Below are 26,504 nucleotides of genomic sequence, written 5' to 3'. Positions count from 1 at the left end.
GGCCCGTCGCCGTCCGCGGTTCGCGTGCGCGGCGGGGCGGTCAGGCCTGCACGGGGGCCGGTTCGGTGGCCGGCGGGGCGGCCGGCGCGCGGCCGTCCTGGGCCGGCGTGAGCAGCCGGCGTAGGGAGAGCGCGATGAGCGAGGCCACCAGGCAGCCGCTGACGACCACCACGACCCAGATCCGGCCGTCGGCCGCACCGAGCAGCGGGCCCGCCGTGACGGGACCGATCACGCCACTGATGCCGAAGATCATCGAGCTCATGGCGTTGTACCGGCCGCGCAGCGCGTCCGTGGCGAGCGCGTTCGTCAGCGCCGGCATCACCGGCGACAGCAGCGTCTCGCCGAAGCCGAAGATCGCCGAGCAGGCCACGACGCAGAGGGCGGCAATCAGTGCGTTGCCCGGGCCGACCACGCCCCCGGCCCCCAGGACCAGCCAGGCGATCGCGAAGACCGCGCCCACGACCGCCAGCCCGCCCGTGCGGCTGCGCCCCTCCATCCGCCGCAGGACCAGCAGTTGGGAGAGCACGATCATCACCGTGTTGCCGGCCAGCGCCCAGGCGACCACGCGCGGCGTCACCTCGGCCACCCGTATGGCGTAGGCGGTGAAGCCGACCTCGATCTGCGCGTAGCCGCAGGTGGTCAGGACGAGGCCGAAGATGACGAGTCGGCGGAACGGACGGTCGCGCAGCACGGTGAGGTAGCCGCCGGCCGACGTCCGTTCCCCGGCCGGTCCGGCGGCGAGCCGGTGGCCCACGTGCGGCAGGGTCAGCAGGATCAGCGCGGGCATCAGGTAGCTGATCGCGTCGAGCACGTAGATCGCCTGGAAGGTGACCTCGCGGGCGGTGTCGACGATCGCGCCGGAGGTCAGGCCGCCGACGCCGATGCCGAGGTTGAGCAGGGCGAAGTTCAGCCCGAAGACCCGCTGCCGCTCGTCGGCGTCGGTGAGCGAGGCGAGGATCGTGTTCTGCCCGGGCCAGATGACCGAACTGCCCATCGCCACCAGCGTCATCACCCCGAACGCCGAGGCGCTCGAGTCGACCAGGGCCAGCGACCCGGTGCCGACCGCCTCGATCAGCAGGCCCGACAGCAGGATCCGGCGCGCGCCGAACCGGTCGATGAGCGCGCCGCCGATCGGCGAGAGCGCCAGGGTGATCACGCCGTACCAGCCGATCACCAGGCCGGCGCGGGTGTCGGTGAGACCCCGGACGTCGGTCAGGTAGATGAACAGGAACGGCAGGGTGAGGCCGCGCCCGATCGCCGACAACAGCGTGCCGATGAGCATCCGCCGGGCTTCGGAACGGCGGGGCAGGGCGCGACTGAGCATCCCCCGATTCTGTGTGCTGGGTGTGACACGGCGCGAGGCCTTTTCGCGCCGAGTTTCCCGTTCGCCGTGTGCGCGGGGTCACACCGCAGGCGCGGCGGCGGGGCGTCGTACCTCTCTGCGATCCTGGTCGGGATGACCACAGCCTGGCGACACCTGCCCGCACCGGCGCGCGAGATCGCCGCCGCCACCACCGACGCGGTCGCCGCCGCCCGCGAGCGCGCCCCCGAGGCGTACGACGTCGCGGTGGCCCGGCTCGCGGCGGCCGAACGGTCGGGCCTGGTGCTCGGCGCGGTGGTCCGGCTGCTGCTGGAGGAGACCCACCCCGACGGCCTCGACGGCGACGACGTCCGTCAGGTGCTCGAAGGCTGCGTCCGCGACGCCGCGCAGTGGCGGCCCGACGTCGACCCGCACGTGGTCCTCGTCCTGTTGGCGGGCGCCCTCGGCGTCTACGACCCCGACGGCGACGAGTCGCCGCCGGACCCGCCCGCCGTGGCGCAGCACGCGCCACTGCTCGTCGCCGACCTGCTCACCGTCACCGGCCGGCCCGTCGAGGGCTACCTGACCGACGCGTTCGCCGAGATCGCCCGCACCGAACAGCAGGACTGACCGGCGCCGTCGTACGTGACGGAGGGCCCGGCAGGTGCCAGGCCCTCCGTCACCTACGAGCAGGGCTCAGGAACTGGCCGCCACCTCGAACGAGTACCAGTTGCCGTACTCGCTCAAGGTGCCGTCGGGCTTGACGGCGTACACGGTCAACAGCACCCAACCGCTCGTCGTCGGCGTCCAGGTGACCGTTGCGCGACCATTGGCATCAGCCGCGATCTCGGTCAGCTCCTCGCCGTCGACGAAGGAGTACCGGTAGGCCACGGTGTCCGTCCAGCCCGGCGGCGGGGAGAAGGTGAAGGTGCCTGCGACTCCCACTCCGCCGACCGGCGAACCGTCCGGCGGCTGGACGTAGACGTCCGACTTGACGCCCGGGCCGGGGTAGAAGTAGGTCGACCAACTGGCCTCTGTGGAGACGAAGCCGTTGTCGCTGTTGCTGCGTACCCGCACCGAGTGCCCATGCGGATTGCCGGCGATGAAGCTGAAGTGCGCGGTGCCGTCCTCGGCGGCCTGCCTCGTCTCGCGATCCCCGTTGTCCAGGACGATCTCGTATTCGCGGACGCCGGTGACGCCGGCCGCCGGGGCGAACTTCAGCACCACCTCCTGTCCCCACTGCGGATCTCCGTTCTCGACCCGGACATCCGGCGCGGACCAGGGAATCATCGTCTTGTAGACGGTCTCGGCCGAGATGTTGCCGGCGAGGTCGAGCGAACGCACGGTCAACTGCTGCGGCCCGGCCCCGGTCGGGTTCAGCGTCACGGTCGCCGAGCCGCCAGGGACGTCCGCCCTGACCGTGTTCGGCAGGCTGAACGGATCGCGGCAGACCAACTGGCCCAGGTCGCCCGTGGCCGCGCACGTGTTCACCCCGAGGCCGTTCCACGAGTACTGGAAGCCCGCCACGTCCTTGCTGCCGCCGCCGGAGAAGGTGAAGACGCCCGGCACACCCGCCGGGGCCTGCTGGCCGGTGTCGGTGGCCGGGTAGTTCGCGGAGGCAACCGTCGGTGCCGTGGGGCTGGTGTCGTCGTAGGTGAAGAAGCACTTCTTCGACCAGGCCGAGAAGTCCGCCCCGTCACCCACCCGGGCCTGCCAGGCGTACGACTTGCCGTCGACGAGCGTGCCCGCCGGCAGGTTGGCCGTGTGCACCCGACCCGAGATGGCGTGCTGGCTGGTGAAGACCTGTCGGGCCGCCGCATCGCCCGTCGGCCAGATTGCGAACTCGCTGGTCAGGCGGTACTCGTCATCCGGGTCCGCGTCGGTGCCGAGGGCCTGGAGCACGTTGGCGAAGCCGGCCAGCCGTGGGTACGGACGGAACTGGGTGCACGGGAACCCGCCGTTGTAGAGGTGGGCGTTGTCGCCCTTCGGCACCGAGTTGTACTGCGTGGTCAGGCCGACGCTGCGGTACCAGTTGAGCCGACGACCGTAGGCCGGGTCGCTCTCGTTGGCTTCCGGGACGCGGATCTCGAACGTGATCCGGCGCTGCTTGCGCGCCACAGCGTCCTGCACGGCGGCACCGACGTCGAACGACAGGGTCGCCTTCGGGCACCATTCCGGGGTGAGGACCTCGTCCAGCTTGGTCAGCGGCTCAGGAGCGCTGTTCCAGGTGGGCGTGGTGCTCACCGGCTTGGTGCGCCAGATCTCGATCGCCCGCTTTCCGCAGTCGGCGGCGCTGTACTCCTCGATGAAGACCGTCCCACCGTAGATCTTCCGGCCCTCGTAGGCGGACAGATCGAAGGTGGCGTAGACCCGGGAGGTGTGGCTGACACCCGCGTCGTCCACGGACGTGCCGAGCGGCATGTGTGTCTCGTCGTTCCACCCGTACGCCTTGCGCGGCGTGGCGGAGTCGGTCCAGCCGATCTGGATCGACGGAGCGCTTTCGTAGTGCGGTGCCGCGACGGCGGGACTGCCGGTCGCGACGAGGGCGATCCCGCTGACGCCCAGCGTCAGCGCGAGCGCGCCGATGAGGCCACGACGTGGCCAGGTAACTATCACAGTGGATGGCCCTCCCCGTATCCAGCCGGGATCGTCCGGCCGGAAAGTTGTGGACATCAAATCGTGCAGGCTCGATGGGCGGCAACAGCCTTTCGGGCGCTGCTGCACGCCCCAGACGTCTTGGTCATGGTCGATCCGGTGAGGTCATGGCCGGTCCGGTTGCCGCTGATCGCAGCAGCAGGCAGGGGGCCGTCCGCAGCATCATCGGGTGCCGGTGTTACAGGGGGTGAGATCCCCAATCGCCGGATGAGGCCACAACTGAGACCAGCCCAGCCGTCGATGCCGCTTCTGCTCCGCTGGAAAGCCGGTCGATTGCCCGCCTTGACGCTCAAACCACACCCTTGTGGGCTGTGGTCTTCATCCGGTGAAACATCGGACCGGGTTTCTGGCATAGACCAGGTGCAAGCGCCACGGCCTGGAGGTTCACGTGCCAATGAATGAACAACGAACTCCGCAGATTGCCCCGGTCAGCAGGAGTCGTCGCCGACTGTCGCGGGCCGGGTTGATCACAGCGATTACCGCCGGAGTGGTTGCGGCCGGTGCCGGTACGGCGGCCGCTGTCGCATACCTCACCGAGGAAACCGTGGCCAGCGGCATGCCCGGCGCTGCCGTGATCTTCGAGGGCACCGACCCGTCGTGCACCACGACCGACCACGTCGTTTTCGACTGCACTCTCAGCCGCGCGCCGAAGTCAGACGTGCTGCCCAATCCCGCTAAGCGGGAGAAGGTAAAGACGGCACCTCGGCCCGCAGCGACCGATTACACCGACGTCAAGCACGCGTTCGTTGACGATCAGGGCAATATCGCGGGCGGATGCAAGGGTGTGGACGCCACTGGGCTGCACTGGGTCTGCTACGCCGGTCAGCGAGCGGTCACGGAAGGGGTCACCGCCCAGCGCCTGCTCGGGGAGCACCTGGACTCGCCCGCCCGCGGCTAGGGCGTGTCTCGAAGTGCGTGTAGCCATTTGTTGATGGCGGTGACGTGAATGGTGGCTTCGTAACGTACGGCTAACTTGTCGTACCGGGCGGCCACGGCGCGGTGGCGTGGGCAACCGAGCTGGACCAGCGCTTGGCCCCGGCGACCGTCCGGAAGTGCTGCCGCCGCTGCGGGCTGTGCTGGCGCTGGCCGTGCGGGATCGCATCATCGCGGAGAACCTTCAAGCCCTACCCGAAGTCCCGCGCGGCCCGGCTACACGCACGCGTTCGAGGCCGGCGCGGACCGGGTGCGGGAGTCGTTCGCTGACTCCCGACGAGAACGACGACCAAGGCGGCGGGACGACAGTGGCGTAGCTCAACGAGCTAGATCAAGCCGGATGTGGCAAAAGGCCAGGTGAGATGACATCTCACCTGGCCTTGCCCATCTCGGTCGGGGTGGCCGGATTCGAACCGACGACCTCTTCGTCCCGAACTGGCTGCATCGTGGTCGGGTCAGGCTGCTCCCGAGGTCACGGGCTCTGCTGAGGCTCGGCTTGGCCTGGTTCGGCTGACACGGTTGCTGTACTTCGCTGCTGTACTGCTGGCGTCAGATGAGGCGCTGGATGCGGACCTTGGGCTGCTCGTTTCTCAGGTGGCCTTCCTTGTGCTGGCGGACCTGCTCGTTCCAGACCTCCTGGTCGTAGTCGGGGTCGGGTGGGATCCACTTGTGGGAGCCGTCGCTGTAGTGGAACTTCTCGTCGCCGGGCCGCAGGATGCTCATCGGGTCCAGCCGAGGAATCGGTGGTGCAGGTTTCCGGCGGGGATGTGGGCCAGGTCCTGGGCGGCGTCGACGAGCTGGGCGGCGAGGTAGAGGGCCAGCGACACCGGGGCGCGGTCGTACTCCGCTCGTAGTTCGCGCCGTCTGGGCTGGCAGGGCCAGTCGGCACCGCAGCCGCAGCACGTCCAAGCCGGTGTGACCGGGAGGTGTGTCGTCATCGCGGCGCATCCTGGCTCGGCCAGTGGCCCCGGTTGATCGGGATGGGATGACGGCTTCGGCACGGCAGGTCGCTTCCACAGCGGCAGATACGCCGCCAGTGCCGCCATGACCAGACAGGCCGGTGCCGGCGGGCGAGCGTCAACGCCGCCGCCAAGACGTACTCGTCGTAGGACACGCGTCGCCGGCTGTTGTTCTGCCTCTGGTGGTAGCCGGTGTCCCGCACGGGACCTGCGGTCGAACCAGTTGCATCGTTCGGTCTGGTCATCACGCCTCCCGCCGACGCTGGGGTCCCGTGGGTGCCCGGTCAGCCGTGTCCGGAGACAGGGCACCCACGGCAGGACGACCCGGCCGCCAAGCTGGGTAGCTCCACCAGCAACTTAAGACGCAATGTGCGCAGGGTCAACAGCTACGACACATAGCGTTGTAAGTCGAGCCGGAGGTGTGGTCTGCTTGCACCAGCCGCCAAGCTGGGAGCACCACCTATGTCTGAAGCTGCCTACCTACAGGTCGCCCGGGAGATCCGCGAGCAGGTCAGCTCCGGCCAGTTGAAGCCGGGCGACAAGTTGCCCTCGTTCGCCGCCCTCTGCGAGCACTACAAGGTCAGCAACACCGTTATTCGCGCCGCCATGCTCCTACTCAAGGCCGAAGGCCTGATCGACGGCCGACAAGGCAAGGGCGTCTACGTCGCCAACCCGCTTCCCCGGTAAGCCGGGGTCGCTTTCCGAGGCACGACGCCTCGCTTACAAGAACCGTGCGGTTCGTCTGCCTGCGTCCGCATCCGTCGCCCGCCTCGACCGACCGTCCACGCGACGCCGGGCGTGGGCGTCTTTGTTCCGGCTCGTAGCTGTCACCGTTGCTGTCGACAGTCCGCGCGGGCCAACGCCAGCGCCGATGAGGTGATTTCATTCGATCATGGTGCAGCCCATACGCCGTGGCGCCTACCGGCTCTACACCCGCCGCCTCCGCGCCCAGCTGGCCGGGAAGTCGCTGCCACGGCACGTAGCAATGGTGATGGACGGGAACCGCCGGTGGGCCAGGCAGGCGGGCTTCGATGACCCCGGGATAGGCCACCGGTACGGCGCGGAACACGTCCACGAGGTACTGGGCTGGTGTGCCGACATGGGCATCCATCACGTCACTCTGTTCATCGCCTCCGTCGACAACATGCGTAAACGGGCATCCGAAGAGGTGGAGAACCTGATGCGGATGATCGAGGAGGTCGTCGCGGAGCCGCTCCTCCGCCCGGCCAATCCCTGGCAGCTTCACCTGGCCGGCCGCGCCGACGTCCTACCCGACTCGACACGCCACGCCCTGAAACTCGCGGAAGACGCCACCCGCGAACGCGGTGCCGAGTTCCATCTCACAGTCGCCATCGGCTACGACGGCCGCGAGGAAATCGTCAGTGCAGTTCGTTCCCTGCTGGAACAGGAGGCACGAGCGGGCGCCACACTCGACGACGTCGCACAACGACTAACCGCCGAGGCTCTCGCGGCGCACCTGTACACCGGCGGCCAACCCGACCCTGATCTGGTCATCCGCACGAGCGGAGAACGCCGCATGTCCGGGTTTCTGCTCTGGCAGGCCGCCTACTCCGAACTGTACTTCTGCGACGTGTACTGGCCCGGCTTCCGGAAGATCGACTTCCTGCGCGCCCTGCGCTCCTACTCGGCCCGCAGTCGACGATTCGGAGCGTGACAACCACATCCCCCTGCTCCCGGTTCCGTGGCACAACCGCAAAGACCGGCGACCATCAGACGTTGAAGCGGAACTCAGGTGCGCCCTGCCGTGGCCTGCGGCAGCCTGGTCGCCGCGCTGGTCACGTCCCGTTTTGGGCTCACCTTGGACCGCTACACGCACTCGACTCGAGACCGGGATCGCAGGGTGCTCGCGTCGTTCGCTGCCTTCGAGAAAGCAATGATCGTCAGAAACGAATCAAGGCCCCTCGTTGGAGGGGCCTTGACCTGCTCTTACCTCTGGTCGGGGTGGCCGGATTCGAACCGACGACCTCTTCGTCCCGAACGAAGCGCGCTACCAAGCTGCGCCACACCCCGAGGCGTGCCGACAAATAGTAGCCCACCCCCGTCGGTGGTCCAACTCGGTACCCCCACCGCCCTGCGGGTCCTCCCGGACCGTGCGGTACCCGCCGGGCGCCGACCCCGTCTGGCGCCTGATGTCGTGAACGACTCAGCTCGACAGGGCGAACACAGCCAGGTCCCCGGACGGATCCGACGCTCACCCTGCACGGCTGCCTGCCGGCAGCCAATTCCGCCTCGCTCGTCAACCGGCCGAGCCGCCGAGCCGCCGAGCCGCCGGGCCGCCGGGCCGTAGGCGGCAGCCCGGCGGATCACCGGCGCAAGGGTCAGCGAGGGATCAGGGTGAGCACGCTCGCCTCCGGCGGACAGGCGAACCGGACCGGCGCGGTCGGGTGGGTGCCGAGGCCGGCGGAGACGTGCAGCCACGAGTCGGAGCCGGGCCAACGGTGCAGGCCGCGTGCCATGGAGCGGGGCAGGCCGCAGTTGGTCACCAGGGCGCCGACCCCCGGTACGCAGACCTGGCCGCCGTGGGTGTGCCCTGCGAGCATCAGCCCGAAGCCGTCGGCGGCCATCCGGTCGAGGACGGCCGGCTCGGGGGAGTGGGTGAGCGCGATCGACAGGTCGGCGGTGGGCGACACCGGCCCGGCGACCGAGTCGTAGTCGTCCCGTTCGACGTGCGGGTCGTCCACCCCGAGCAGCTCGACGACCCGGCCGCCGGCCTTGACGGTGGTGCGGGCGTTGTTCAGGTCCGCCCAGCCGGCGCCGACGAAGACGTCCCGCAACTCCTCGTGCGGCAGTTCGACGCCCTCGGTGTACTCCCGGTCGGGCAGGAAGTAGGTGAACGGGTTCTTCCAGACCGGCCCGGTGTAGTCGTTGGAGCCGAAGACGAAGGCTCCCGGGAGGTCGAGCAGCGGCTGGAGGGCGTGCAGCACGCCGGGCACGGCGCCGGGGTGCGCCATGTTGTCCCCGGTGACCACGACCAGGTCGGGGTCGAGGGCGGCCAGCGACGCCACCCAGCGCTGCTTACGCCCCTGGTCGGGCATCATGTGCAGGTCCGACAGGTGCAGGACCCGCAGGGGCTCCGCGTCGGCCGGCAGGACCGGCACGTCGTACCGCCGCAGGGTGAACATGTTGCGCTCGACGAGTGACGCATAGGCCAGGGTCGCCGCGCCGAGCGCGGCGGTCCCGGTCGCGAGCCGGAATAGTGTGCGCTTTCGCATGCCGTTCAGGGTAGTTTCACCGACCATGAGCACGCTGAAGGACCGTCTGACCGCCGACATGCGCGCCGCCCTGAAGGCGCGCGACGAACTGACCACCTCCACGCTGCGGATGGCGCTGGCCGCCGTCGGCACCGCCGAGGTCGCCGGCAAGGCCAAGCGCGAGCTCACCGACGACGAGGTGCTCGCGGTGCTGACCAAGGAGGCGAAGAAGCGCCGGGAGGCCGCCACCGCCTTCGGTGACGCCGGCCGCACCGAGCAGGCCACGAAGGAGATCGCCGAGGGCGAGGTGCTGGAGCGCTACCTGCCGAAGCAGCTCCCCGACGCCGAGCTGACCGAGCTGGTCTCGGGGGCGCTCGCCGCGAGCGGCTTCACCGGCAAGTCGCAGATGGGCCCGGCCATGAAGGCGGCCCAGGCGGCGGTGGCCGGCCGGGCCGAGGGCGGTCGCGTCGCCGCCGAGGTACGCCGCCAGCTCGGCCTCTGACCCCGGCCGCACCGACCCGCGTACGCGAAACGGGCGGGCACCCCGCGAAGGGTGCCCGCCCGTGGCGTTCGTCCGGCCGGCTCAGCCGCCGGATCGACCCGGCGGTCGGCCGGGGGTGTTCGGCCGGTTGTTGTCGGGCGTCGTGCCCGGGGCGGTGCCGCCGCCGGAGCTGATCTGGATGGTGACCACGCCGCCCTTGATGGTCCGGCCGTCGGGGCTGGTGCCGGCGGCCTTGCCGGCCGGGCAGCTCGACGGGACCTTGATGTCGGAGATGATCGCGTCGAAGCCCTCCGCCTTGATCCGGGACTTCGCCTGCTCCGGGTCGAGGCACTTCACGTCGGGGATCCGGCGCTGGTCGCCCTCGGAGATCTTCTTGCCCGGGGGCTCGAAGTTCTTCCGGTCCTTGCCCTTCATGGCGTCGCGCAGCGTCTCGTAGACCGGCGGGTTGATGCCGTCCTTCTGCTTGTGCTTCATCTTGACGTTGGTCTGCGGCCAGTCCGGGTCGGCCATGATGCCGGCCACCGCGTACTGCTTGGTCATCGCGACCAGGGCCGCGCTCTTCTCCGAGTCGGTGGTGCCGGACTTGCCGGCCACCGGCGCGTCGACGACCTGCTTGACCTCGGCCGCCGTACGGCTGCCGCCGCACTTGCTGGTGGAGGAGTTGTCACCGACCGGGCAGCGGGCGGCGTCGACGGCGGCGCGGGCCACCTCGGTGCTGACCCGCTTCTCGCAACGCGGGTTGGCGATGTCGAGCTTCTTGCCCTCCGGGTCCTTGATCATCTGCACCGGGATGGGCTCGCAGTACTTGCCGTCCGCCGCGAGGGTGGCGTAGGCGTTGGCCAGCTCAAGCGGGGTGGTGCTCGAGACGCCCAGGGTGAACGCGCCCCAGTCGTGCGCGGCCGCCTTGTTGTTGGCCCAGTCGTTCTCCCTGCTGACCCGGAACTGGATGCCGAGCCGCTTGGCCACGTCGACCACGTTCTCCGCGCCGACCTGCTGCTGGAGCGGCACGAAGTAGGTGTTGATGGAGGAGGAGAAGGCGCTCCACATGTTCTGCACGCCGCCGGCCTTCTTGCCGGAGTTGGTCGGGCAGTACTTGTTGGTGCCCGGGCAGGCGGCCTGGCTGCCCGCCTCGACGATGTATTCCGACTTGAACGCCTGCGGGGCGTTGATCGTGTAGCCGAGCGGGATGCCCTTCTCCAGCGCCGCCACGATGGTGAAGATCTTGAAGGTCGAGCCGGCCTGGTAGCCCGTGATGCCGTCGCCGCCGGTGAGCAGCGGGTTGACGGTGTTCGGGTAGTTGCCGCGCTTGCCCTTCTTGCGCTGCTTGGGGTCGCTGTGCTCCTTGTTGGCCGGCTTCTTCGGGTCGTCGAGCTTGAAGTTCCGGTTCACCGCCAGCGCCCGCACCCGGCCGGTGCCCGGCTCCACCACCGCCACCATGGCGGCTTCCTTGCTCTTCTCCGACTTGGCCTTGCGGACGGCCTTGTCGGCGCCCCGCTGGGCCTGCGGGTCCAGGGTGGTGATGACGGTGTAGCCGCCGCTCTTCAGCCGCCGCTCCCGGTCGTACGAGGTCGAGCCGAACGTCTCCTGCCCCATCCACCAGCGGTAGAAGTAGTCGCAGAAGAAGCCCCAGCCCTTCTCGTTGGTCGAGACGCAGCCGTTGGGGGCCCGCTTGCCGGTGACCACGAGCTTGGTGGCCTTCGCCGCGTCCGCCTCCTGCTGGGTGACGGCGCCGGTCTCGACCATGTTCTGGATGACGTAGTTGCGCCGGGCGAGGGCCGCCGCGTGGCCGCTCTTGGTGGTCGGGTCGTTGGTGCTCGGCGCCTTCACCATGCCGGCGAGCATGGCCGCTTCCTCGAGCTTCAGCTTGCTCGGCGGCTTGTTGAAGTAGACCTGGCTGGCGGCGTAGATGCCGTACGCGCCGTTGCCGAACGCGGCGATGTTGAGGTAGCGCTCCAGGATCTCGTCCTTGGAGAGTTCCTTGTCGATCTGGATCGCGTAGCGCATCTCGCGCAGCTTCCGGGCGCTGGTGTCCTCGGTGGCCGCGACCACGTCCGCCGGGTGGCTCGCCGAGTAGGCGATGGCGAGCCGGACGTACTGCATGGTCAGCGTCGAGGCGCCCTGCTGGCTGGACGCGTTGGACTGGTTGTTGACGAACGCCCGGGCGATGCCGTTGAGGTCGACGCCGTTGTGCTTGTAGAAGTCGTGGTCCTCGGCGGCGATGATCGCCTTCTGCATGACGGGCGCGATGTCGGCCAGCTTCACGTCGCGACGGTTCTCGTCGTACATGGTCGCCAGCGGTGTCTTGCCGTCGGAGGCGAGAAGGTAGCTGATCTGCGGCGCGCGGGCCACGGTCAGCTCCTTGGGCAGTGCACCGAAGGTCTCGGCGCCGGCCTTCGCGGCCAGTCCGGACATCGCCACTGCGGGGAAGGCCGCCGCCGCGACCACCACGCCGGCCAACAGGCCACAGATGAGTAGCGATGCGGCGTTGGTCAGCACATTGTGGTCACGTTTCCGCATCCAGGTCACCTCGACAGGGTACGCGAGTAGGGAACGAGGGGCGCCGGGGCGTTCTTTCCCCATTTCCTGCGCGCGCCGACCTCGTTGTGCTAAACGCACGACCCCCGGTGCGAGGTTGCGTGAATCCGCCGCCGAGTTTCCCTCCTGACGGAGGGGGCCCGCAGCGTTTTCACGGACCCCGACGGGGTAACCGGCGGTCGCGAAGCCCGGGAAGCCGGGAGTGTCCGGAATGATGGATTTCGCCGACAACGTTGCGTAATCAGGCGACTACAGAGCATGATGGTGGCGGCGACAGCGCCACATGTCGTCCGTGCCGCCTTGGGGAAGGCGGGCAGGGCGATCGGGGGGATTGCCGGCTGGTCCGCGACGGGGTCGGTAGGTACTGCAAGGGGGGACGTGTACAGATGGGCATGATCACTGACTGGCCGTCGCTGGCGGCGTGTCAGAACGGGGACCCGGACGCGTTGTTCGTACAGGGCGCCGAACAGAACGTGGCGAAGCGGATCTGCCGGAGCTGCCCAGTTCGGTACGAGTGCCTGGCCGACGCGCTGGACAACCGGATCGAGTTCGGAGTGTGGGGCGGCATGACCGAACGCGAACGTCGCGCGCTGTTGCGCCGTCACCCACAGGTGGCGAGCTGGCGCAAGATGTTCGAGGCCGCGATGAAGAAGAACGCCAAGGACAAGACCGGCAAGGACAAGATCCTCGTCACCACCGCCGGCTGAGCACCGTCACGGCCGGCTGATCGCCGCGCCGATCGTCCGCAGCCCGTCGACGTCGTGCACGTCGGCGGGCTGCGCCGTCACCGACACCGCCGGCACCGCCGGGAACGCCTCGGTGAAGCGGGCCGCCACCTGCCGCTCGCGTACCGCCTGCTGGGCCAGCGTCGCGTGGGCCCGCAGCACGTCGACGGTGCCCTCGTGCCCGCCGAGGCCGGCAAGCCGCTCCGCGGCGGCCAGGCTCTCCGCCGCGTCGATCCCGGGCACCGCCGAGCGGTGCACCCGGTTGAGCACCAGGCCCGCCAGCGGCATCTTCTCCTCGCGCAGCCGGCCCGCGAAGTACGCGGCCTCCCGGACCGCGTCCGGCTCCGGCGCCGCGACCAGCAGGAACGCCGTCTCCCGCGCCTGGAGGATGCGGTACGTCTGCTCGGCGCGCTGCCGGAAGCCGCCGAACATCGAATCCAACGCGGCGACGAAACCGGAGAGGTCGGTCAGCAACTGGGCCCCGAGCACCTTCTGCACGACCTTGGAGAACATCCCGAACGAGGCCGTGACCAGGCTGAACATGCTCCGCCCGCCGGTCCGCGCCGGGGCCAGCAGCAGGCGCAGCATCCGCCCGTCGAGGAAGCGGGACAGGCGGGCCGGTGCGTCCAGGAAGTCGAGCGCCGAGCGGGACGGCGGGGTGTCCACCACGATCAGGTCCCACTCGCCCCGGGCGTGCAACTGGCCCAGCTTCTCCATCGCCATGTATTCCTGCGTGCCGGCGAAGGTCGAGCTCATGGCCTGGTAGAAGGGGTTGGCGAAGATCTCCGCCGCCTTCGCCGGGTCGGTGTGCTGGAGCACCACGTCGTCGAAGGTGCGCTTCATGTCGAGCATCATGGCGTGCAGCTCGCCGCCGCTGGCCTCGACGTCGATCCCCTTGACCTGGCGGGGGGTGTTGTCCAGCTCGGTCAGCCCGAGCGACTGGGCCAGCCGGCGGGCCGGGTCGATGGTGAGCACCACCGTGCGCCGGCCGTGTCGCTCCGCGGCGCGCAGCGCGAGCGCGGCGGCCGTGGTCGTCTTCCCCACCCCGCCCGCCCCGCAGCACACCACGATCCGGACGCCCGGATCGGCGAGGATCTGGTCGACGTCCAGCTGCGGCGCCGCGTCTTCGGAAGGCACCAATCGAGCGTATCGGGCCGGGTCGGTCCGTGCGCCCGGGCCGGTCGCAGGTGTGAGTCAATCCGCCCGGACGAGGGTCGCGGCGAGCTGGTCCAGGCCGGCCCGGTCCACCCCGTCGGGCAGCAGCGGCAGCTCGGTCATCGGCAGCCCCAGCTCCACCAGGTCGGCGCGGAGCGAATCCTCCAGCTCGCGGCGGATGGCCTGGTCGCGCGCCTCGGCGACGAGCCCGGCGACGGTGTCCCGGTCGGTCGGCAGCCCGGCGGCGCGCAGCCCCCGCTCCAGCTCGGTGGCGGCCACCACCCGCCCCGCGGGCAGCGGGGGGCGGGCGCCGTTGACGATCACCCGTCCCACCGGGAAGCCGAGCTGGGTCAGCTCGGCGATCGCGTCGACCGTCTCCTGGACCGGCATCTCCTCCAGCAGGGTGACGACGTGCACGGCGGTGATCGGGGAGCGCAGCAGCGCCGCGACCCCCTCGCTCTGGGTCTTGATCGGGCCCACCTTGGCCAGCCGGGCCGTCTCGGCGGTGACGTTGAGGAACCGGCCGATCCGCCCGGTGGGCGGCGCGTCCAGCACCACCGCGTCGTACGCGCGCCGCTGGCCGGACGTGCGGGTGGTCGCCTCCTTCACCTTGCCGGTGAGCAGGACGTCCCGCAGGCCGGGGGCGATGGTGGTGGCGAAGTCGATCGCCCCGAGCTTGCGCAGCGCCCGGCCGGCCGCGCCGAGCTTGTAGAACATGTCGAGGTACTCCAGCAGGGCCTCCTCGGCGTCCACCGCCAGGGCCCGCACCTCCCCGCCGCCCGGCGCGTCGGTCAGGTGCCGCTCCTCGTACGGCAGCGGATCGGTGCCGAAGAGCTGGGCGATGCCCTGCCGTCCCTCGACCTCGACCAGCAGCGTGCGCCGGCCGCCGGCGGCCAGCGCGAGGGCCAGCGCCGCCGCGACGCTGGTCTTGCCGGTGCCCCCCTTGCCGGTCACGACGTGGAGGCGGGCCGGCCACTGGGTGCCGGCCGGGTCGGCCGGCGACTCTGCTGCGCGCACCCGTCGAGCCTATCCAGGCCGTGGGCTCAGGCGACCTCGCAGACCCACCAACCCGTCTTCTTCACCACGGTGAACCGCAGGTCCTGGTCGGCCACCTTCTCGTCCGCGGTGGTCATGGTGACCTTGGTGGTGACCGTGGCGCGGTCGCCGGTCTGGTTGTCCACCTTCGGGGTGCTCCACCGGAACCGCGGGTTCTGGTGGGCCGAGACGTGCTTCTCGACCTCGGCCACCTTGGCGGCGATCTTCTTCTCGTCCCGCGACGACGAGCAGACCAGGCCGGCCGCCCGGTCCGCGTCGCGCTCCTGGTAGACGGCCTTGAGGAACTCGTCGACCGCGACCGTCGGCTCCTTGGCCCCCGTGCCGCTGTCGGCGTCGCGCAGCGTCAGGAACGCGACGACGCCGCCGCCGGCGCAGAGCAGCAGGATCACGGCCAGGGCGATGGAGGCGATGAGCACGCCGCGCTTCTTCTTCGGCGCGGCGGGCGGCTGGTAGGGCGGGTACCCGACCGGGGCCGGCGGGATCGACGGGTCCGGGGCGACGGCGGGGCCGGGCGGAGGAGCGACGGCCGGACCGGGCGGAGGGGCGGCAGCCAGGCCGGGTGGGGTGGCGGGACCGCGTGGGGTGGCCGGACCGGGCGGAGGAGCGGCGGCCGGGCCGGACGGGGTGGCCGGATGGGGCCCGGCGGCAGGGCCGGATGGGACTGCCGGGCCGGATGGGGTCGCCGGGTCGGGTGCGGCGGCCGGGCCGGGAGCCGCCGGGGAGCCGGGCTGGTCGGCCGGCGGTCCGACGGGGCCACCGCTGGGTGGTTGGGTCATCTCATCCCCCGGGTTGCGGCGTCGCCGCCTGACCGGGCGACGAGCGTGATCGAGCTGGCGGCGAGCCGGCGGAGCGCCCGTCCGACCGGAAGGGTAACGGTCGGTTCCCCGCTCCGGGGGGCGGCGGGTGCCGTCAGGTTCCTTACCGATGGTGTGTCGTATATGTGACTTTGGGTGATCGTCTGCGCGCGTCCGGTTGGCGTGTCTGTCGCCGCCGACCTACGTTCTCAGCGGCGCGGGGGCGGGCCGGGCGGAGGGCCCGGACCCGCAAGCGATGACCTGACCAGGTACGACGTCCGGAGGCAAGGCATGCGCGACGTGGACAACAATCCTCGGGCACAGTTCCCGGTGGGCGACCGGGCGCGGCGGCCCGGCTTCCCGGGGGAGGCCGAGGGCGGCGTCGGCCTGCCCGTCAACGAACGGTCGTACCGGCGGCTCGCCGAACCCGTCGAGGTGGTGCGCGTGCCCGCCCGGCCGGGAGCCCGGGACGAGGAGGAGCCCGGCTTCGTCATCCACCTGCCGATCCGGGTCGCCGACCTGAGGGCGGCCACCGCGCTGGCCGGAACGGTCGCCACCTCGCTGAGCTTCCTCAGCGAGCTGGACGCCGGCGAGACCACCGTCTCCAGCACCGACGACCAGAACAACCGGCACCGGGTCTTCTGCGACCTGCTGCTGCCGGACCGCTCCCGCTGCCCCCAGCCGTACGAGCACGGCGGCTCCTGCGGGGAGGTGCCGGCGCCCCCGGAGCAGCGTCCCGCGCCCCGCCCGTCCGCCGGACCGTAGGCTGTGCGTCGAGAAGTCGAACTCCAGCCAAGGGAGCCCTCCACCGATGCAGAAGTGGGAATACTCCACGGTCCCGCTGCTGGTCCACGCGACCAAGCAGATCCTCGACAACTGGGGTGAGGACGGGTGGGAACTCGTCTCCGTGGTTCCCGGTCCCAACCCGGAGCAGCTCGTCGCCTATCTGAAGCGGCCGAAGGCATGAGCGAGCGGAGCGAGCGAATCATCCTGACCGGCGCGTCGAGGGCTCATGACGCCGCCGAGCGCAGCGAGGTGGCGGCATGAGCAACGGTCCGCACGCGAAACTCGCCGAACTCGGGCACACGCTGCCCGAGGTGGTCCCGCCGTTGGCCAGCTACGTGCCGGCCGTCCAGTCCGGGCAGCACGTCTACGTCTCCGGGCAGCTGCCGATGGTCGAGGGGAAGCTGCTCGCCACCGGCAAGGTCGGCGCCGGCGTCTCCGCCGAGCAGGCCAAGGACCTGGCCCAGCAGTGCGCGCTCAACGCGCTGGCCGCGATCGACTCGCTGGTCGGCCTGGAGAACGTCGTCAAGGTCGTCAAGCTGACCGGCTTCGTCGCGGCCTCCTCGGGCTTCACCGCCATCCCGGGCGTGATCAACGGCGCGTCCGACCTGTTCGGCGCGGTCTTCGGTGAGGCCGGCCGGCACGCGCGCAGCGCCGTCGGCGTGGCCGAGCTGCCCCTGGACGCCCCCGTCGAGGTCGAGGTCGTCGTCGAGGTCTCCTGACCCGCACCACCTCCCCGCGATCTTGCGTTCGGTGCCCGGCAAAAGCCGTGAACCGGTACGTATCAGAGGCGGAGCCTGCAAGATCGCGGGGAGTGGCCGGCGGGGCCGTACGATCGCAGCCATGACCGGGCACTTCACCGCGCCGGCGGCGGCGCTCGCCGACGGGTTGCCGGGTTGGGTGACGCTGCTGCGTGCCCCGAACCCCGGGCCGATGACGCTCGACGGCACCAACACCTGGGTGCTGCGCGCCCCTGGCCGGGAGCACGCCGTCGTCGTCGACCCGGGCCCGGCCGACGAGGGGCACCTGGCGGCGATCGCCGCGCAGGGGCCGATCGGCCTGGTGCTGATCACCCACGGCCACCCCGACCACACCGACGGCTCGCGCCGCCTGCACGAGCTGCTCGGCGGAGTGCCCGTACGCGCCGCCGACCCGGCGCACACCATCGCCGGGGAGCCGCTGACCGGGCCGGGCGGGGAGCTGGACGGCCACGGGCTGGGCGTCCGACTCGTGCCGACCCCCGGGCACACCGGCGACTCGGTCTGCTTCCTGGTCGAGCACGGCGACGAGCGGGTGGTCCTGACCGGCGACACGATCCTGGGCCGGGGGACCACCGTGGTCGCCCACCCGGACGGGCACCTCGGGGACTACCTGGCCAGCCTGGAACTGCTCTCGACGTACCGGGGGATCCCGGCGCTGCCGGGGCACGGTCCGGCACTGGCCGACTGCGGCGTCGCCGCGGACTTCTACCTGGCCCACCGCCGGGCCCGGCTCGACCAGGTCCGGGCGGCGGTCGCCGCGGGCGCCTCCACCGCCGCCGAGGTGGTCGCGACGGTCTACGCCGACGTCGACCGGTCGCTGTGGTGGGCCGCCGAGTGGTCCGTCCGGGCCCAGCTGGAGTACCTGGGCCGGGAATCCGGCGGAGGTGCCGCAGGGTTGGAGCAAGCGTGACCTGCCCGGTGTGTGGAACCGTCGCCGTGCCCGGCGCGCGGTTCTGCCACAACTGCGGCGCCGCGCTGCCGGCCGCCGCGACGCTGCCCGCGGCCGAACGCCGCGTGGTGACGGTGCTCTTCGGCGACCTGTCCGACTTCACCTCCTGGTCCGAGGACCTCGACCCGGAACGCGTCGGCGCGGTCACCGACCGGGTGCTCGCCGCGCTGGCCGGCGCGGTGAAGACGTTCGGCGGCCACGTCGACAAGCTCACCGGCGACGGGATCATGGCGGTCTTCGGGGCGCCGGTCGCGCACGAGGACGACGCCGAGCGGGCCGTGCGGGCCGCGCTGTCGATGCAGCGGGCGGTCCGCCGGGTGCTCGACGACGAGCGGGGCGGCGGCGCGCCGCTCGGCCTGCGCGTCGGGCTGAACACCGGCGACGTGATCGCCGGCATCCAGGCCGCCATCGAGTACACGGTCATCGGCGACACCGTCAACACCGCCGCCCGGCTGGCCGACGCCGCCGCCGTCGGCGCGGTCTACGCGGGGGCGCGGACCTCCGCCGCCACCCGGCACGTGGCCTCCTGGCGGGCGTTGCGCCCGCTGCGGCTCAAGGGCAAGCGGGAGCCGGTCGAGGCGTACGAGCTGCTCGGCCTCCTGGACGCCCCGGGCACCCGGTCCGGCCTCGGCGACGAGGCGCCCTTCGTCGGCCGGGAGACCGAGATCGGCCGGGTCGCCGGCCGGCTCGCCGAGGTGATCGACCGCGCCGAGCCCCGGGTGCTGCTGATGACCGCCGAAGCCGGGATCGGCAAGTCGCGGTTCGCCGCCGAGGTGGAACGCCTCGCCGCCGGCTACGACGTGGGCGCCGGCCGGTACGCCGCGCACACCGGCGCCCGGGTGCTGTCGGTGCGCTGCGCCGCGTTCGGCGAGCGGCGCCGGCTCGCGCCCCTGGCCGACCTGGTCCGGGCGGCGGTCGGCCTGCCCAACGACGCCGCCACCGCGCTCACCCGCCCGGCCGTCGAGGAACGCCTGCGCCGGCTCGGCCAGCGACTCAGCCGCACCGGCACGCCGGCGCCGGTCGCCATCGACCAGCTGCTGGCCCTGCTCGGGTACGCCGAGCTGCCCGGCGGCGGCCCGGCCGACCAGGGCGAGTGGGGCACCGCCCAGCCCACCGACGCCGACACCGTGCCGAACGCGGTCGCGGACCTGCTCACCGCGCTCGCCGGGGAGGCGCCCCTGGTGGTCGTCGTCGACGACCTGCACGACGCCACTGCCGAGACCATCGAGGCGCTCGGGATCACCCTGTCCCGGCTCGCCGGCCCGGTGCTGGTGCTGCTGCTCGGCCGGCCCGAGCTGGTGCGTACCGCCGGGGCGCTGACCCGGGTCGCCGACGCCGAGGTGCACGCGCTGCCGCCGCTGCGCGGCGCCGACGCGGCCCGGCTGCTCACCACCTACCTCGGCGGCGGCAGGCTGCCGCAGTCCGACGCCGACCGGCTGCTCGCCACCGCCCAGGGCAACCCGTTCTACCTGGCCGAGCTGGTCACCCTGCTGATGGAGCGGGGCGCGCTGACCACCGTCGCCGAGCGGAACTCCCCGAGCCCGGGCGGCTGGCGACTGGTGCCCGGCTCGCTCGGCAGCCGCCTGCTCTCCCGCGACCTGGCCGCGGTGCTCGCCGCGCGCATCGACGCGCTGCCGGCGGAGGCCCGCTCCGTGCTGCGGGACGCGGCCGTCGTCGGCGACACGGTGCCGGACGGTGCGCTGGAGGCGCTGCGCGAGCAGCGGGCCGGCCGCGACGGCCGACCGGCGGCGGTGGTCGCCGTCGAGCTGGAACGGGCGGTCGAGGAGCTGCTGCAACGCCGGATGCTGCACCGCACCCGCGCCGGGTACGCCTTCGCGACCCCGCTGATGCGGGAGGCCGCGTATGCCGGGGTGAGCAAGGCCGAGCTGGCCGAGCGGCACGCGGCGCTGGCCCGGTGGGCCGCGGCCGGCCCGTCGGCAGGTGCGGGCGCGCCGGGCGGCTTCGCCGAGGCGGCCCGGGACGTCTTCGTGGCCCAGCACGTGGAACGGGCCGCCGCGCTGGCCGACGCGGTCGGGCTGCGGCCGGACGCGCCGGCGCGGGCCGTCGTCGGTCTGGGCGTCACCGCCCTCGGCGGGGCCGCGCGCCGCTCGTTGCAGGCGGGTGAGCCCGCGCTGGCCGTGGAGTACGCCGAACGCGCGGCCGAGCTGGCCCGGGACGGGGTGCCGGCGGCCGACCGGGTGGTGCACGCCCGGGCGCTGCTCCAGGTCGGACGCCCCGCCGACGCGCTCGCCTTCGCCGAGAAGATCGCCGCCAACGCCGGCGACGAGTCCGCCGTCCGGACCAGCGCGCTGCTGCTCGCCGGGCAGGCCCACCAGACCATGGGCGACCAGGCGCGCGCGGTGGGCTGCTGGCAGGAGGCGTTGCAGGTGGCCACGGCCGGCGGGCTGCCGACGCTGCGCGCCTCGGCGATGCGCCGCCTCGGCATGGCCGACTTCGTCGCCGGGCGGTTGGGGCAGGCCAGCAGCCGGCTCGCCGCGTCGTACCAGGTGAGCCTCCAGTCGCAGGACCGCCGGGGGCAGGCGTGGTCGTTGCAGAACCTTGCCTGGGTGACCACGACCCGGGGCGACTTCGCCGGCACCGACGCCGTGCTCGGCCGGGCCGCCCGGCTCTTCGCCGAGCTGAAGGACCCGTACGGGCGGGCCTGGCTGCGCGGCACCACCGCCTTCGCCCGGCTGCTCGCCGGCCGGCTGCGCGAGGCGTGCCGGATGGCGCAGGTCTTCCTGCCGTTCGGCGAGCGGGTCGGCGAGGCGTGGGCGGTGGGCACGCTGCGCGCGGTCGAGGCGTTCGCCACCGCCGAGCTGGGCGAGCTGGGCGAGGCGGACCGGGGGGCCCGTCGGGCGTACCGCGAGTTCGCCGCCGCCTCCGACGACTGGGGGCGCGGGTTCGCGCTGGTCGTCCGGGGCGTCGTGGCGCGCGGGCTGGGCGAGCCGGGGCACGCCGCCGACCTGCTCACCGACGCGCTGTCGTACGCGGAGCGGACGTCGCACCCGTTGCTCACCGGGATGGCCGGCACGCTGCGCGGGTTCGTGGCGCTGGACCTGGGTGACTGCGACACGGCCGAGCGGGACGCCCGGTCGGTGCTGACCGCCGTCGAGCCGCACAACCCGCAGGCACCCGCCCAGGTGGGGCCCCGGGTGCTGCTGGCCACCGCCCGGCTGGCCGCCGGCGACTCCGCGACTGCCGTGGGGCTGCTCGCCCCGGTGGCCACCGCCGCCGCCACCGTGCCCTCGCTGCTCTTCTCCCGCCGCCAGACCATGGCCCGGTACGCGTCCGCCCTGCTCGCCCACGGCCAGTGCGAGCAGGCGCTGGACTGGGCCCGGCGGGCCGTCGCTGCCCCGGCGGAGGACGTGCGCAGCCAGGTGGTCGCCGCCCGGGTGCTCGCCGAGGCGCTCGCGGCCTGCGGCCGGCCCGTGGAGGCGCTCGCCAGCGCCGAGGAGGCGGTCCGCCTGGCGTACGCGACAGAGCAGCGCAGCGAGCGCGCCGCCGCCGACGCCCTGCGGGCGCGCCTGACCACCCCCTAGTCCCGCGAACCCCGGAACCGGAAGGTCTGGCGGTTCTGGGGATGCGGTGTGTCGGGGATGGCCGATAGCGTGTCAGGTCCGAGGGGCGGTCGGTCGTGCGACCGCGTCGGGTCTGGGGAGGGCCGTGATGAGGTTGCCGCGTTCGGCCGCCGGATGGACGATCGCGGTCTTCGGCGTGCTGGCCCTGCTCATGGGCGCGGTCGGGCTGGTCTGGCCGGAGGCGCTGCTGCGAATGCTCGGCTTCGAGGTGCCGGCGACGCGCGCGGCCGGCGACCACACCGGCACCTTCCTGATCGCCTCCTCGATGGCCTCGTTCAACATGGGGGTCTACTACCTGCTCGCCACCGCCACCGAATGGCGGTCGTTCTTCCGCTTCACGGTGGTGTTCCGGCTGGTCACGTTCACGGTGTTCAGCATCGCGGTGCTGGCCGACATCGCGCCCGGGAGGTTCTTCGGGGTGGCCGCCTGGGAGGGCCTCGGCGCGGTGGCGACCGCCGTCGGGCTCTGGTGGGACAACCGTCGCGCGGGCCCGGGGGCGGTGGGCGGCGGAGGCGATTCCGCAGCCGGTGCCGTTCCGGCCGCTGATGCGGTTCACTGAGCCGTCGGTCCGGTTGGGTATTTTCGAGCTGTGACCGCGACCCCGCCCGGCGCCCTGCCGGCGCCCATTGTGCCCGGTCTGACCGATCTGCGCGTGTTTGCCAGGGGAGGCTACGCGACGATCTACAAGGCGACCCAGATCTCGGTGGGGCGCGAGGTCGCGGTCAAGGTGGAGAATCGCACCCTCGACAGCGAGCACGACCAGGCCCGCTTCCTGCGCGAGGCGCGGGCCGCCGGGCGGATGTCGTCCCACCCGCACGTGGTCGACCTCTTCGACGTCGGGGTCACGGTCGACCAGCATCCCTATCTGATCATGGAGCTCTGCGACGGCTCGTACGCCGAGCGGATGCGGACCTCGCCGCTCGGGCCCGCCGAGGCGCGCGACCTCGGGGTCAAGATTGCCGACGCCATCGCCCACTCGCACGCCGCTGGCGTGCTGCACCGCGACGTCAAGCCGGCGAACATCCTCTACTCGCACTTCAACTCGGCGGTGCTGGCCGACTTCGGGCTGGCCGTGGTGGCCGAGATGCGTGACGCCTCGGTCGCCCTGGAGGTGCTCACCCCGGCCTACGCGCCGCCGGAGATGTTCAACCACAGCCCGCCGTCGCCCGCCGTCGACGTCTACGCCCTCTGCGCCACCCTCTACGCGGTGATGCACGGCCGCCCGCCGCGCTGGCAGTCCGAACGCAACCCCAGCCTGGTCACCGTGCTGGAGATGTTCCACCAGCCGGTTCCCGGCCTGCCCGGGGTGCCGGCCGAGATGATCGACGTGCTCCGGGCCGGCATGTCCAACGATCCCGGCGAGCGTCCCTCGGCCGTCGAGCTGCGCGACCTGCTGGTCGGCCTGCCGCTCGGTCCCGCCGGCGCCCAGGCGGGCGGCACGGGCATCCCGGGTCCGGTCAGCGGCGTGCCCGGCCCCGTCGGCCCGTACGGCGTGGACCACGTCTCCCGGCCCGCTCCGCGACCGCCGGTGGAGGACCTCCACCCCACGGTGCCCACCGCCCGCCAGCGGCGTCGGCGGCGCTGGTTTCTCGGCGGCGCCGGGATGGTCGCGTTGGCCGCCTCGGCGGGCGCCGGTGCCTGGCTGGCCGGCGCGGTCTCCAGCCCGGGCCCGTCGCCGACGGCCGGCGTGGCGGCGACGAGCACGGTGCTGCCCGCCTGCGCCCTGACGACCGCGTTGCCGGCCGGCGCGGGCTGCGCCGACGAGTTGGAGTGCTTCGGGCCGATGGAGGTGCGCGGCGCGCGGACCCGGGCGCCCCGGGTGCCCTGCGACGGCCAGCACACCTGGGAGAGCTACGCCGAGGGCAAGCTCCCCGACACCCTGGTCGGCGCCGGCCACGACCAGGTCAGCGCGGACGCGGCGGTACGCGGGGTCTGCAACGAGACCACCTTCCGGCTCACCAGCGGGATCAGCTACGCGGACGGCTGGAACCTGGAGGTGCTGCCCCCGGCCGGGGCCGACGCCGACCGGACGTACCGCTGCCTGGCCGGGCGTGGGCTCGACGCGCTCGTCTCACCCACCCTCACGGGCCGCTGAGCCGCCGCGTCCCCGGTGGCGCTCGCGCATGGCGCGGACGGCCTCCCGGTGGTCCAGCGACTCCAGCGTGTCGGCGTCGACGCCGTACAGTCCCCCGACGGGCTGCCCCGGGCCGTTCGGCGTGACCGCCGGTTCCGGCCCGTCGTCCTGCCGGGCCGCCGCCACGGACACCGCCGCGATCATCGTCGCCAGTACGCAGAGCAGCGCCAACGTCACGCCGACGAGATCCTGGCGCCCCCACACGATCAGCGTCACCAGCAGGGAGGCCGCCACCAGCGCGGCTGCCACCGCCTTCGCCCGTGCATCGGGCCTCGCAAGTCTCACCCGTCCAGGATGTCCGAGCGGGGCCCGCTGTCAACCGGGTCGCCGGCACCGGATGACCGCCGGTGTGGATGGCCGGCATCAGGTGAGCCGGCGCGCGGGCTGACGCCGGGCCACTGCGCCTGGCCGCCGCCAAAAGCGTCGACGGTGAACAATTCGTTACATCGGTCAGCGGTTTGTCGGATATGCGGCCGTTCGCCGGCCGGTAATCCTGGTCCGCCGTTCCTAGAGTGACGGAGGTCGAGCCACGGCTCGACCGTCCTGTCGCCCACCGGAAGGCGTCCACATGCCACGACGAAACCGGTCCCTCGCCGCCGCGGGAATCGCCGGCGTGCTCCTCGCCGGCGCCGCGGTCGCACCCGCCGCCGCCGCACCGTCCCCCGCCGGCGGGGACCGTCCGGTCACCTCCGACCGGACCAGCCCGCAGGAGGCCCGCCGGGTCGACCGGGTGCCCACGCCCGCGCTGGACTGGTACGCCTGCTACGGCTACGCCGAGTGCGCCACCGTCCGGCTGCCCCGCGACTACGACAAGCCGAACGGCCCGACGACCGAGGTCGCCGTGCTGCGGGTCAAGGCCCGCGACCAGCAGCGGAAGATCGGCAGCCTCTTCGTCAACCCGGGCGGCCCCGGCGGCTCCGGCACCGACGTCGCGCTCGCCGCGCCGTACTTCCTCGGTGACGAGGTGCTGGACCGCTTCGACATCGTCGGCGTCGACCCGCGCGGCGTCGCCGCCAGCCAGCAGGTCAGATGCTTCCCCTCCGTCAAGGAGCAGACCCGGGCGTACGCCGGGCTGAACGTGGCGTTCCCGTGGACGAAGGCCGAGGAGAAGGCCTACGTGGCCTCCTCGAAGGCCGTCGGCAAGGGCTGCTCCACCACGGGCAAGCCGCTCATCGGCGCGATGTCGACCGCCGAGGTCGCCCGCGACATGGACGTGCTGCGCCGTGCCGTGGGTGACCGGAAGCTCACCTTCCTCGGCTTCAGCTACGGCAGCATCCTCGGCCAGTACTACGCCAACATGTTCCCGGACCGGGTCCGCGCCCTGGTGATCGACGGCGTGCTCAACCCGAACGAGTGGGTCGGCCAGGGCAGGGCGCGCAACCTGTCCCAGGAGGACCGGATGCGCAGCGCGCAGGGCGCGTACAAGGCGCTGCGGGAGATCCTGGTGCGCTGCGACAAGGCCGGCGCGGAGGCGTGTGCGCTGGCCGAGGGCGATCCTGTCGCGTCGTTCGACCTGGTCGCGAAGCGGCTGCGGGCCAAGCCGGTGGTCATCGAGGACCCCGACCTCGGCCCGGTCACCATCACGTACGCCGACTTCGTCGCCGCCAACCTCAGCATGCTCTACGGCCCGACGGGCTACGCCGAGGTCGTCGACCTCACCGCCGCCCTGCTGGTGCTCACCGACCCGGCGTCGTCGCCGGCCGCCCGCCGCCCGGCGACGGCGGACGTGACCCGCCAGGCCGCCAAGGCCCGCGAGCAGGCCCGACGGTACGACTTCCCGTACGAGAACGGGTTGGAGACCTTCCTCGGCGTGGACTGCACCGACGCGTACCACCCGAAGGACGCCGGCTCGTTCCCGGCGCTGGCCGCGAACGCCGACAAGCGCGACCCGTACTTCGGTCGGCTGTGGACGTGGGTCACCTCGCCGTGCGCCCGCAAGAGCTGGACCGTGCGGGACGAGGACGCCTACACCGGCCCGTTCAACCGGCGGACCGCCGCGCCGGTGCTGGTCGTGGGCAACTACTGGGACCCGGCGACCAACTACCGGGGCGCGGTCAGCTCGGCCCGGCTGCTGCCGAACAGCCGCCTGCTCAGCAGTGACAGCTGGGGGCACACCGCGTACGGGACGTCGGCCTGCGTGACCGGCGCCGTCGACGCGTACCTGCTGCGCGGGGCGCTGCCGGCCAACGGCAAGGTCTGCGTGGGCGACGTCCAGCCGTTCGCCGAGCTGCCGGCCGAGCCGGAGGCGACCCGGCGGGCGGAGGCGTCGAAGGGCGCGCTGGCCGCCGAGGGCGCCCCCGGGCGGGGTGAGCCGAAGCGGCTCCCGCCGGTGGTCGCCCCGCTGCCGGCGGTCGGCTCGCTGACCGTCCGCTGAGGGCCCGGGGTGGGGGGGGGGGGGGGGGGGCCCCCCCCCCCCCCCCCCCCCCCCCCCCCCCCCGGCGCCCCCCCCCCCCCCCCCCCCCCCCCCCGG

24 protein-coding genes and 1 tRNA gene are annotated in these 26,504 nt (G+C 72.4%); 14 read left to right on the top strand and 11 right to left on the bottom strand.

The features are described 5' to 3' along the window. Window positions 1–40: 40 nt before the first annotated feature. On the bottom strand, window positions 41–1,324 hold the full coding sequence (locus tag ACLQ20_RS08130; RefSeq protein WP_425854761.1) for an MFS transporter: 1,284 nt from the start codon (window positions 1,322–1,324) through the stop codon (window positions 41–43). A 132-nt stretch (window positions 1,325–1,456) separates the two neighbouring features. Here ACLQ20_RS08130 and ACLQ20_RS08125 point away from each other — a divergent pair, with 132 nt between their 5' ends. Beyond that, complete coding sequence (locus ACLQ20_RS08125; protein ID WP_425854759.1) at window positions 1,457–1,930, top strand: hypothetical protein; 474 nt, start codon at window positions 1,457–1,459, stop codon at window positions 1,928–1,930. Window positions 1,931–1,996: 66 nt separating this feature from the next. On the opposite strand, the gene ACLQ20_RS08120 is transcribed toward ACLQ20_RS08125, so the two are convergent. Continuing rightward, a complete protein-coding gene (locus ACLQ20_RS08120) occupies window positions 1,997–3,973 on the bottom strand; it encodes a hypothetical protein (RefSeq protein ID WP_425854756.1) in 1,977 nt (658 codons plus the stop codon). A gap of 376 nt (window positions 3,974–4,349) precedes the next feature. Between ACLQ20_RS08120 and ACLQ20_RS08115 the strand changes: the two genes are divergently transcribed. After that, window positions 4,350–4,853, top strand: coding sequence for a hypothetical protein (locus tag ACLQ20_RS08115; RefSeq protein WP_425854754.1), 504 nt, complete (start codon window positions 4,350–4,352; stop codon window positions 4,851–4,853). Between the two features lie 584 nt (window positions 4,854–5,437). Here the strand turns inward: ACLQ20_RS08115 and ACLQ20_RS08110 are convergent. Both ACLQ20_RS08110 and ACLQ20_RS08105 read right to left on the bottom strand, forming a co-directional pair. After that, window positions 5,438–5,611, bottom strand: a complete 174-nt coding sequence (locus ACLQ20_RS08110; protein WP_165947716.1) for a hypothetical protein — start codon at window positions 5,609–5,611, stop codon at window positions 5,438–5,440. After that, window positions 5,608–5,826: a flavin reductase gene (locus ACLQ20_RS08105; protein WP_151453582.1), complete on the bottom strand. Its 219-nt coding sequence runs from the start codon at window positions 5,824–5,826 to the stop codon at window positions 5,608–5,610. Before ACLQ20_RS08105 ends, ACLQ20_RS08110 begins: the two co-directional genes overlap by 4 nt. A gap of 483 nt (window positions 5,827–6,309) precedes the next feature. Between ACLQ20_RS08105 and ACLQ20_RS08100 the strand changes: the two genes are divergently transcribed. Together ACLQ20_RS08100 and uppS are read left to right on the top strand one after the other, a co-directional pair. Continuing rightward, window positions 6,310–6,534 (top strand): winged helix-turn-helix domain-containing protein, encoded by a 225-nt coding sequence (locus tag ACLQ20_RS08100; protein WP_151453583.1) that lies wholly within the window; start codon window positions 6,310–6,312, stop codon window positions 6,532–6,534. 205 nt (window positions 6,535–6,739) lie between these two features. Beyond that, window positions 6,740–7,522 (top strand): polyprenyl diphosphate synthase, encoded by a 783-nt coding sequence (uppS, locus tag ACLQ20_RS08095; RefSeq protein WP_151453584.1) that lies wholly within the window; start codon window positions 6,740–6,742, stop codon window positions 7,520–7,522. 279 nt (window positions 7,523–7,801) lie between these two features. Here the strand turns inward: uppS and ACLQ20_RS08090 are convergent. Both ACLQ20_RS08090 and ACLQ20_RS08085 read right to left on the bottom strand, forming a co-directional pair. Next, window positions 7,802–7,878 (bottom strand) — tRNA-Pro (locus ACLQ20_RS08090). 308 nt (window positions 7,879–8,186) lie between these two features. Then, complete coding sequence (locus ACLQ20_RS08085; protein ID WP_151453585.1) at window positions 8,187–9,080, bottom strand: metallophosphoesterase; 894 nt, start codon at window positions 9,078–9,080, stop codon at window positions 8,187–8,189. 25 nt (window positions 9,081–9,105) lie between these two features. Here ACLQ20_RS08085 and ACLQ20_RS08080 point away from each other — a divergent pair, with 25 nt between their 5' ends. After that, window positions 9,106–9,561 (top strand): GatB/YqeY domain-containing protein, encoded by a 456-nt coding sequence (locus ACLQ20_RS08080; RefSeq protein ID WP_425854751.1) that lies wholly within the window; start codon window positions 9,106–9,108, stop codon window positions 9,559–9,561. Between the two features lie 81 nt (window positions 9,562–9,642). Here ACLQ20_RS08080 and ACLQ20_RS08075 read toward each other — a convergent pair whose 3' ends face one another. Beyond that, the gene (locus ACLQ20_RS08075) at window positions 9,643–12,078 is read right to left on the bottom strand and encodes a penicillin-binding protein (RefSeq protein ID WP_327029871.1); all 2,436 of its coding nucleotides are present in this window, start codon (window positions 12,076–12,078) and stop codon (window positions 9,643–9,645) included. Between the two features lie 404 nt (window positions 12,079–12,482). Here ACLQ20_RS08075 and ACLQ20_RS08070 point away from each other — a divergent pair, with 404 nt between their 5' ends. Then, a complete protein-coding gene (locus ACLQ20_RS08070) occupies window positions 12,483–12,803 on the top strand; it encodes a WhiB family transcriptional regulator (protein WP_132238543.1) in 321 nt (106 codons plus the stop codon). Window positions 12,804–12,809: 6 nt separating this feature from the next. Here ACLQ20_RS08070 and ACLQ20_RS08065 read toward each other — a convergent pair whose 3' ends face one another. The 3 genes from ACLQ20_RS08065 to ACLQ20_RS08055 are packed head-to-tail and all read right to left on the bottom strand — an operon-like array spanning window position 12,810 to window position 15,586. Beyond that, complete coding sequence (locus tag ACLQ20_RS08065; RefSeq protein ID WP_327029870.1) at window positions 12,810–13,961, bottom strand: ArsA family ATPase; 1,152 nt, start codon at window positions 13,959–13,961, stop codon at window positions 12,810–12,812. A 54-nt stretch (window positions 13,962–14,015) separates the two neighbouring features. Further along, on the bottom strand, window positions 14,016–14,993 hold the full coding sequence (locus ACLQ20_RS08060; protein WP_151453589.1) for an ArsA family ATPase: 978 nt from the start codon (window positions 14,991–14,993) through the stop codon (window positions 14,016–14,018). A 26-nt stretch (window positions 14,994–15,019) separates the two neighbouring features. Then, window positions 15,020–15,586: a hypothetical protein gene (locus ACLQ20_RS08055; protein WP_425854849.1), complete on the bottom strand. Its 567-nt coding sequence runs from the start codon at window positions 15,584–15,586 to the stop codon at window positions 15,020–15,022. 531 nt (window positions 15,587–16,117) lie between these two features. On the opposite strand from ACLQ20_RS08055, the gene ACLQ20_RS08050 reads away from it, so the two are divergent. The 7 genes from ACLQ20_RS08050 to ACLQ20_RS08020 all read left to right on the top strand — a co-directional run bounded on the left by ACLQ20_RS08050 (window position 16,118) and on the right by ACLQ20_RS08020 (window position 23,995). Further along, window positions 16,118–16,591, top strand: coding sequence for a hypothetical protein (locus ACLQ20_RS08050; RefSeq protein WP_425854747.1), 474 nt, complete (start codon window positions 16,118–16,120; stop codon window positions 16,589–16,591). 46 nt (window positions 16,592–16,637) lie between these two features. Then, complete coding sequence (locus ACLQ20_RS08045; RefSeq protein ID WP_018222171.1) at window positions 16,638–16,793, top strand: DUF4177 domain-containing protein; 156 nt, start codon at window positions 16,638–16,640, stop codon at window positions 16,791–16,793. Between the two features lie 76 nt (window positions 16,794–16,869). Then, a complete protein-coding gene (locus ACLQ20_RS08040; RefSeq protein WP_151456539.1) occupies window positions 16,870–17,331 on the top strand; it encodes a RidA family protein in 462 nt (153 codons plus the stop codon). 121 nt (window positions 17,332–17,452) lie between these two features. Further along, window positions 17,453–18,280, top strand: coding sequence for an MBL fold metallo-hydrolase (locus tag ACLQ20_RS08035; RefSeq protein ID WP_151456540.1), 828 nt, complete (start codon window positions 17,453–17,455; stop codon window positions 18,278–18,280). Further along, the gene (locus tag ACLQ20_RS08030) at window positions 18,277–21,861 is read left to right on the top strand and encodes an adenylate/guanylate cyclase domain-containing protein (RefSeq protein WP_425854744.1); all 3,585 of its coding nucleotides are present in this window, start codon (window positions 18,277–18,279) and stop codon (window positions 21,859–21,861) included. The genes ACLQ20_RS08035 and ACLQ20_RS08030 overlap by 4 nt, the downstream gene beginning before the upstream one ends. Window positions 21,862–21,988: 127 nt before the next feature. After that, on the top strand, window positions 21,989–22,459 hold the full coding sequence (locus ACLQ20_RS08025; RefSeq protein ID WP_151456542.1) for a hypothetical protein: 471 nt from the start codon (window positions 21,989–21,991) through the stop codon (window positions 22,457–22,459). 30 nt (window positions 22,460–22,489) lie between these two features. Next, entirely contained in the window at window positions 22,490–23,995 is a 1,506-nt protein-coding gene (locus ACLQ20_RS08020; protein ID WP_425854741.1) for a serine/threonine-protein kinase, read from the top strand. Here ACLQ20_RS08020 and ACLQ20_RS08015 read toward each other — a convergent pair. Continuing rightward, window positions 23,972–24,319, bottom strand: coding sequence for a hypothetical protein (locus ACLQ20_RS08015; RefSeq protein ID WP_151456544.1), 348 nt, complete (start codon window positions 24,317–24,319; stop codon window positions 23,972–23,974). The two genes, ACLQ20_RS08020 and ACLQ20_RS08015, sit on opposite strands and share 24 nt — an antisense overlap. A gap of 283 nt (window positions 24,320–24,602) precedes the next feature. Here ACLQ20_RS08015 and ACLQ20_RS08010 point away from each other — a divergent pair, with 283 nt between their 5' ends. Next, the gene (locus ACLQ20_RS08010; RefSeq protein ID WP_327029863.1) at window positions 24,603–26,408 is read left to right on the top strand and encodes an alpha/beta hydrolase; all 1,806 of its coding nucleotides are present in this window, start codon (window positions 24,603–24,605) and stop codon (window positions 26,406–26,408) included. Window positions 26,409–26,504: the final 96 nt, after the last annotated feature.

This window comes from Micromonospora sp. DT46 (genome assembly GCF_049841735.1).
Classification (GTDB): domain Bacteria; phylum Actinomycetota; class Actinomycetes; order Mycobacteriales; family Micromonosporaceae; genus Micromonospora; species Micromonospora reichwaldensis.
The sequence above is the reverse complement of the archived record's forward strand: the minus strand, read 5'-3'. Positions and strand labels throughout refer to the sequence as shown.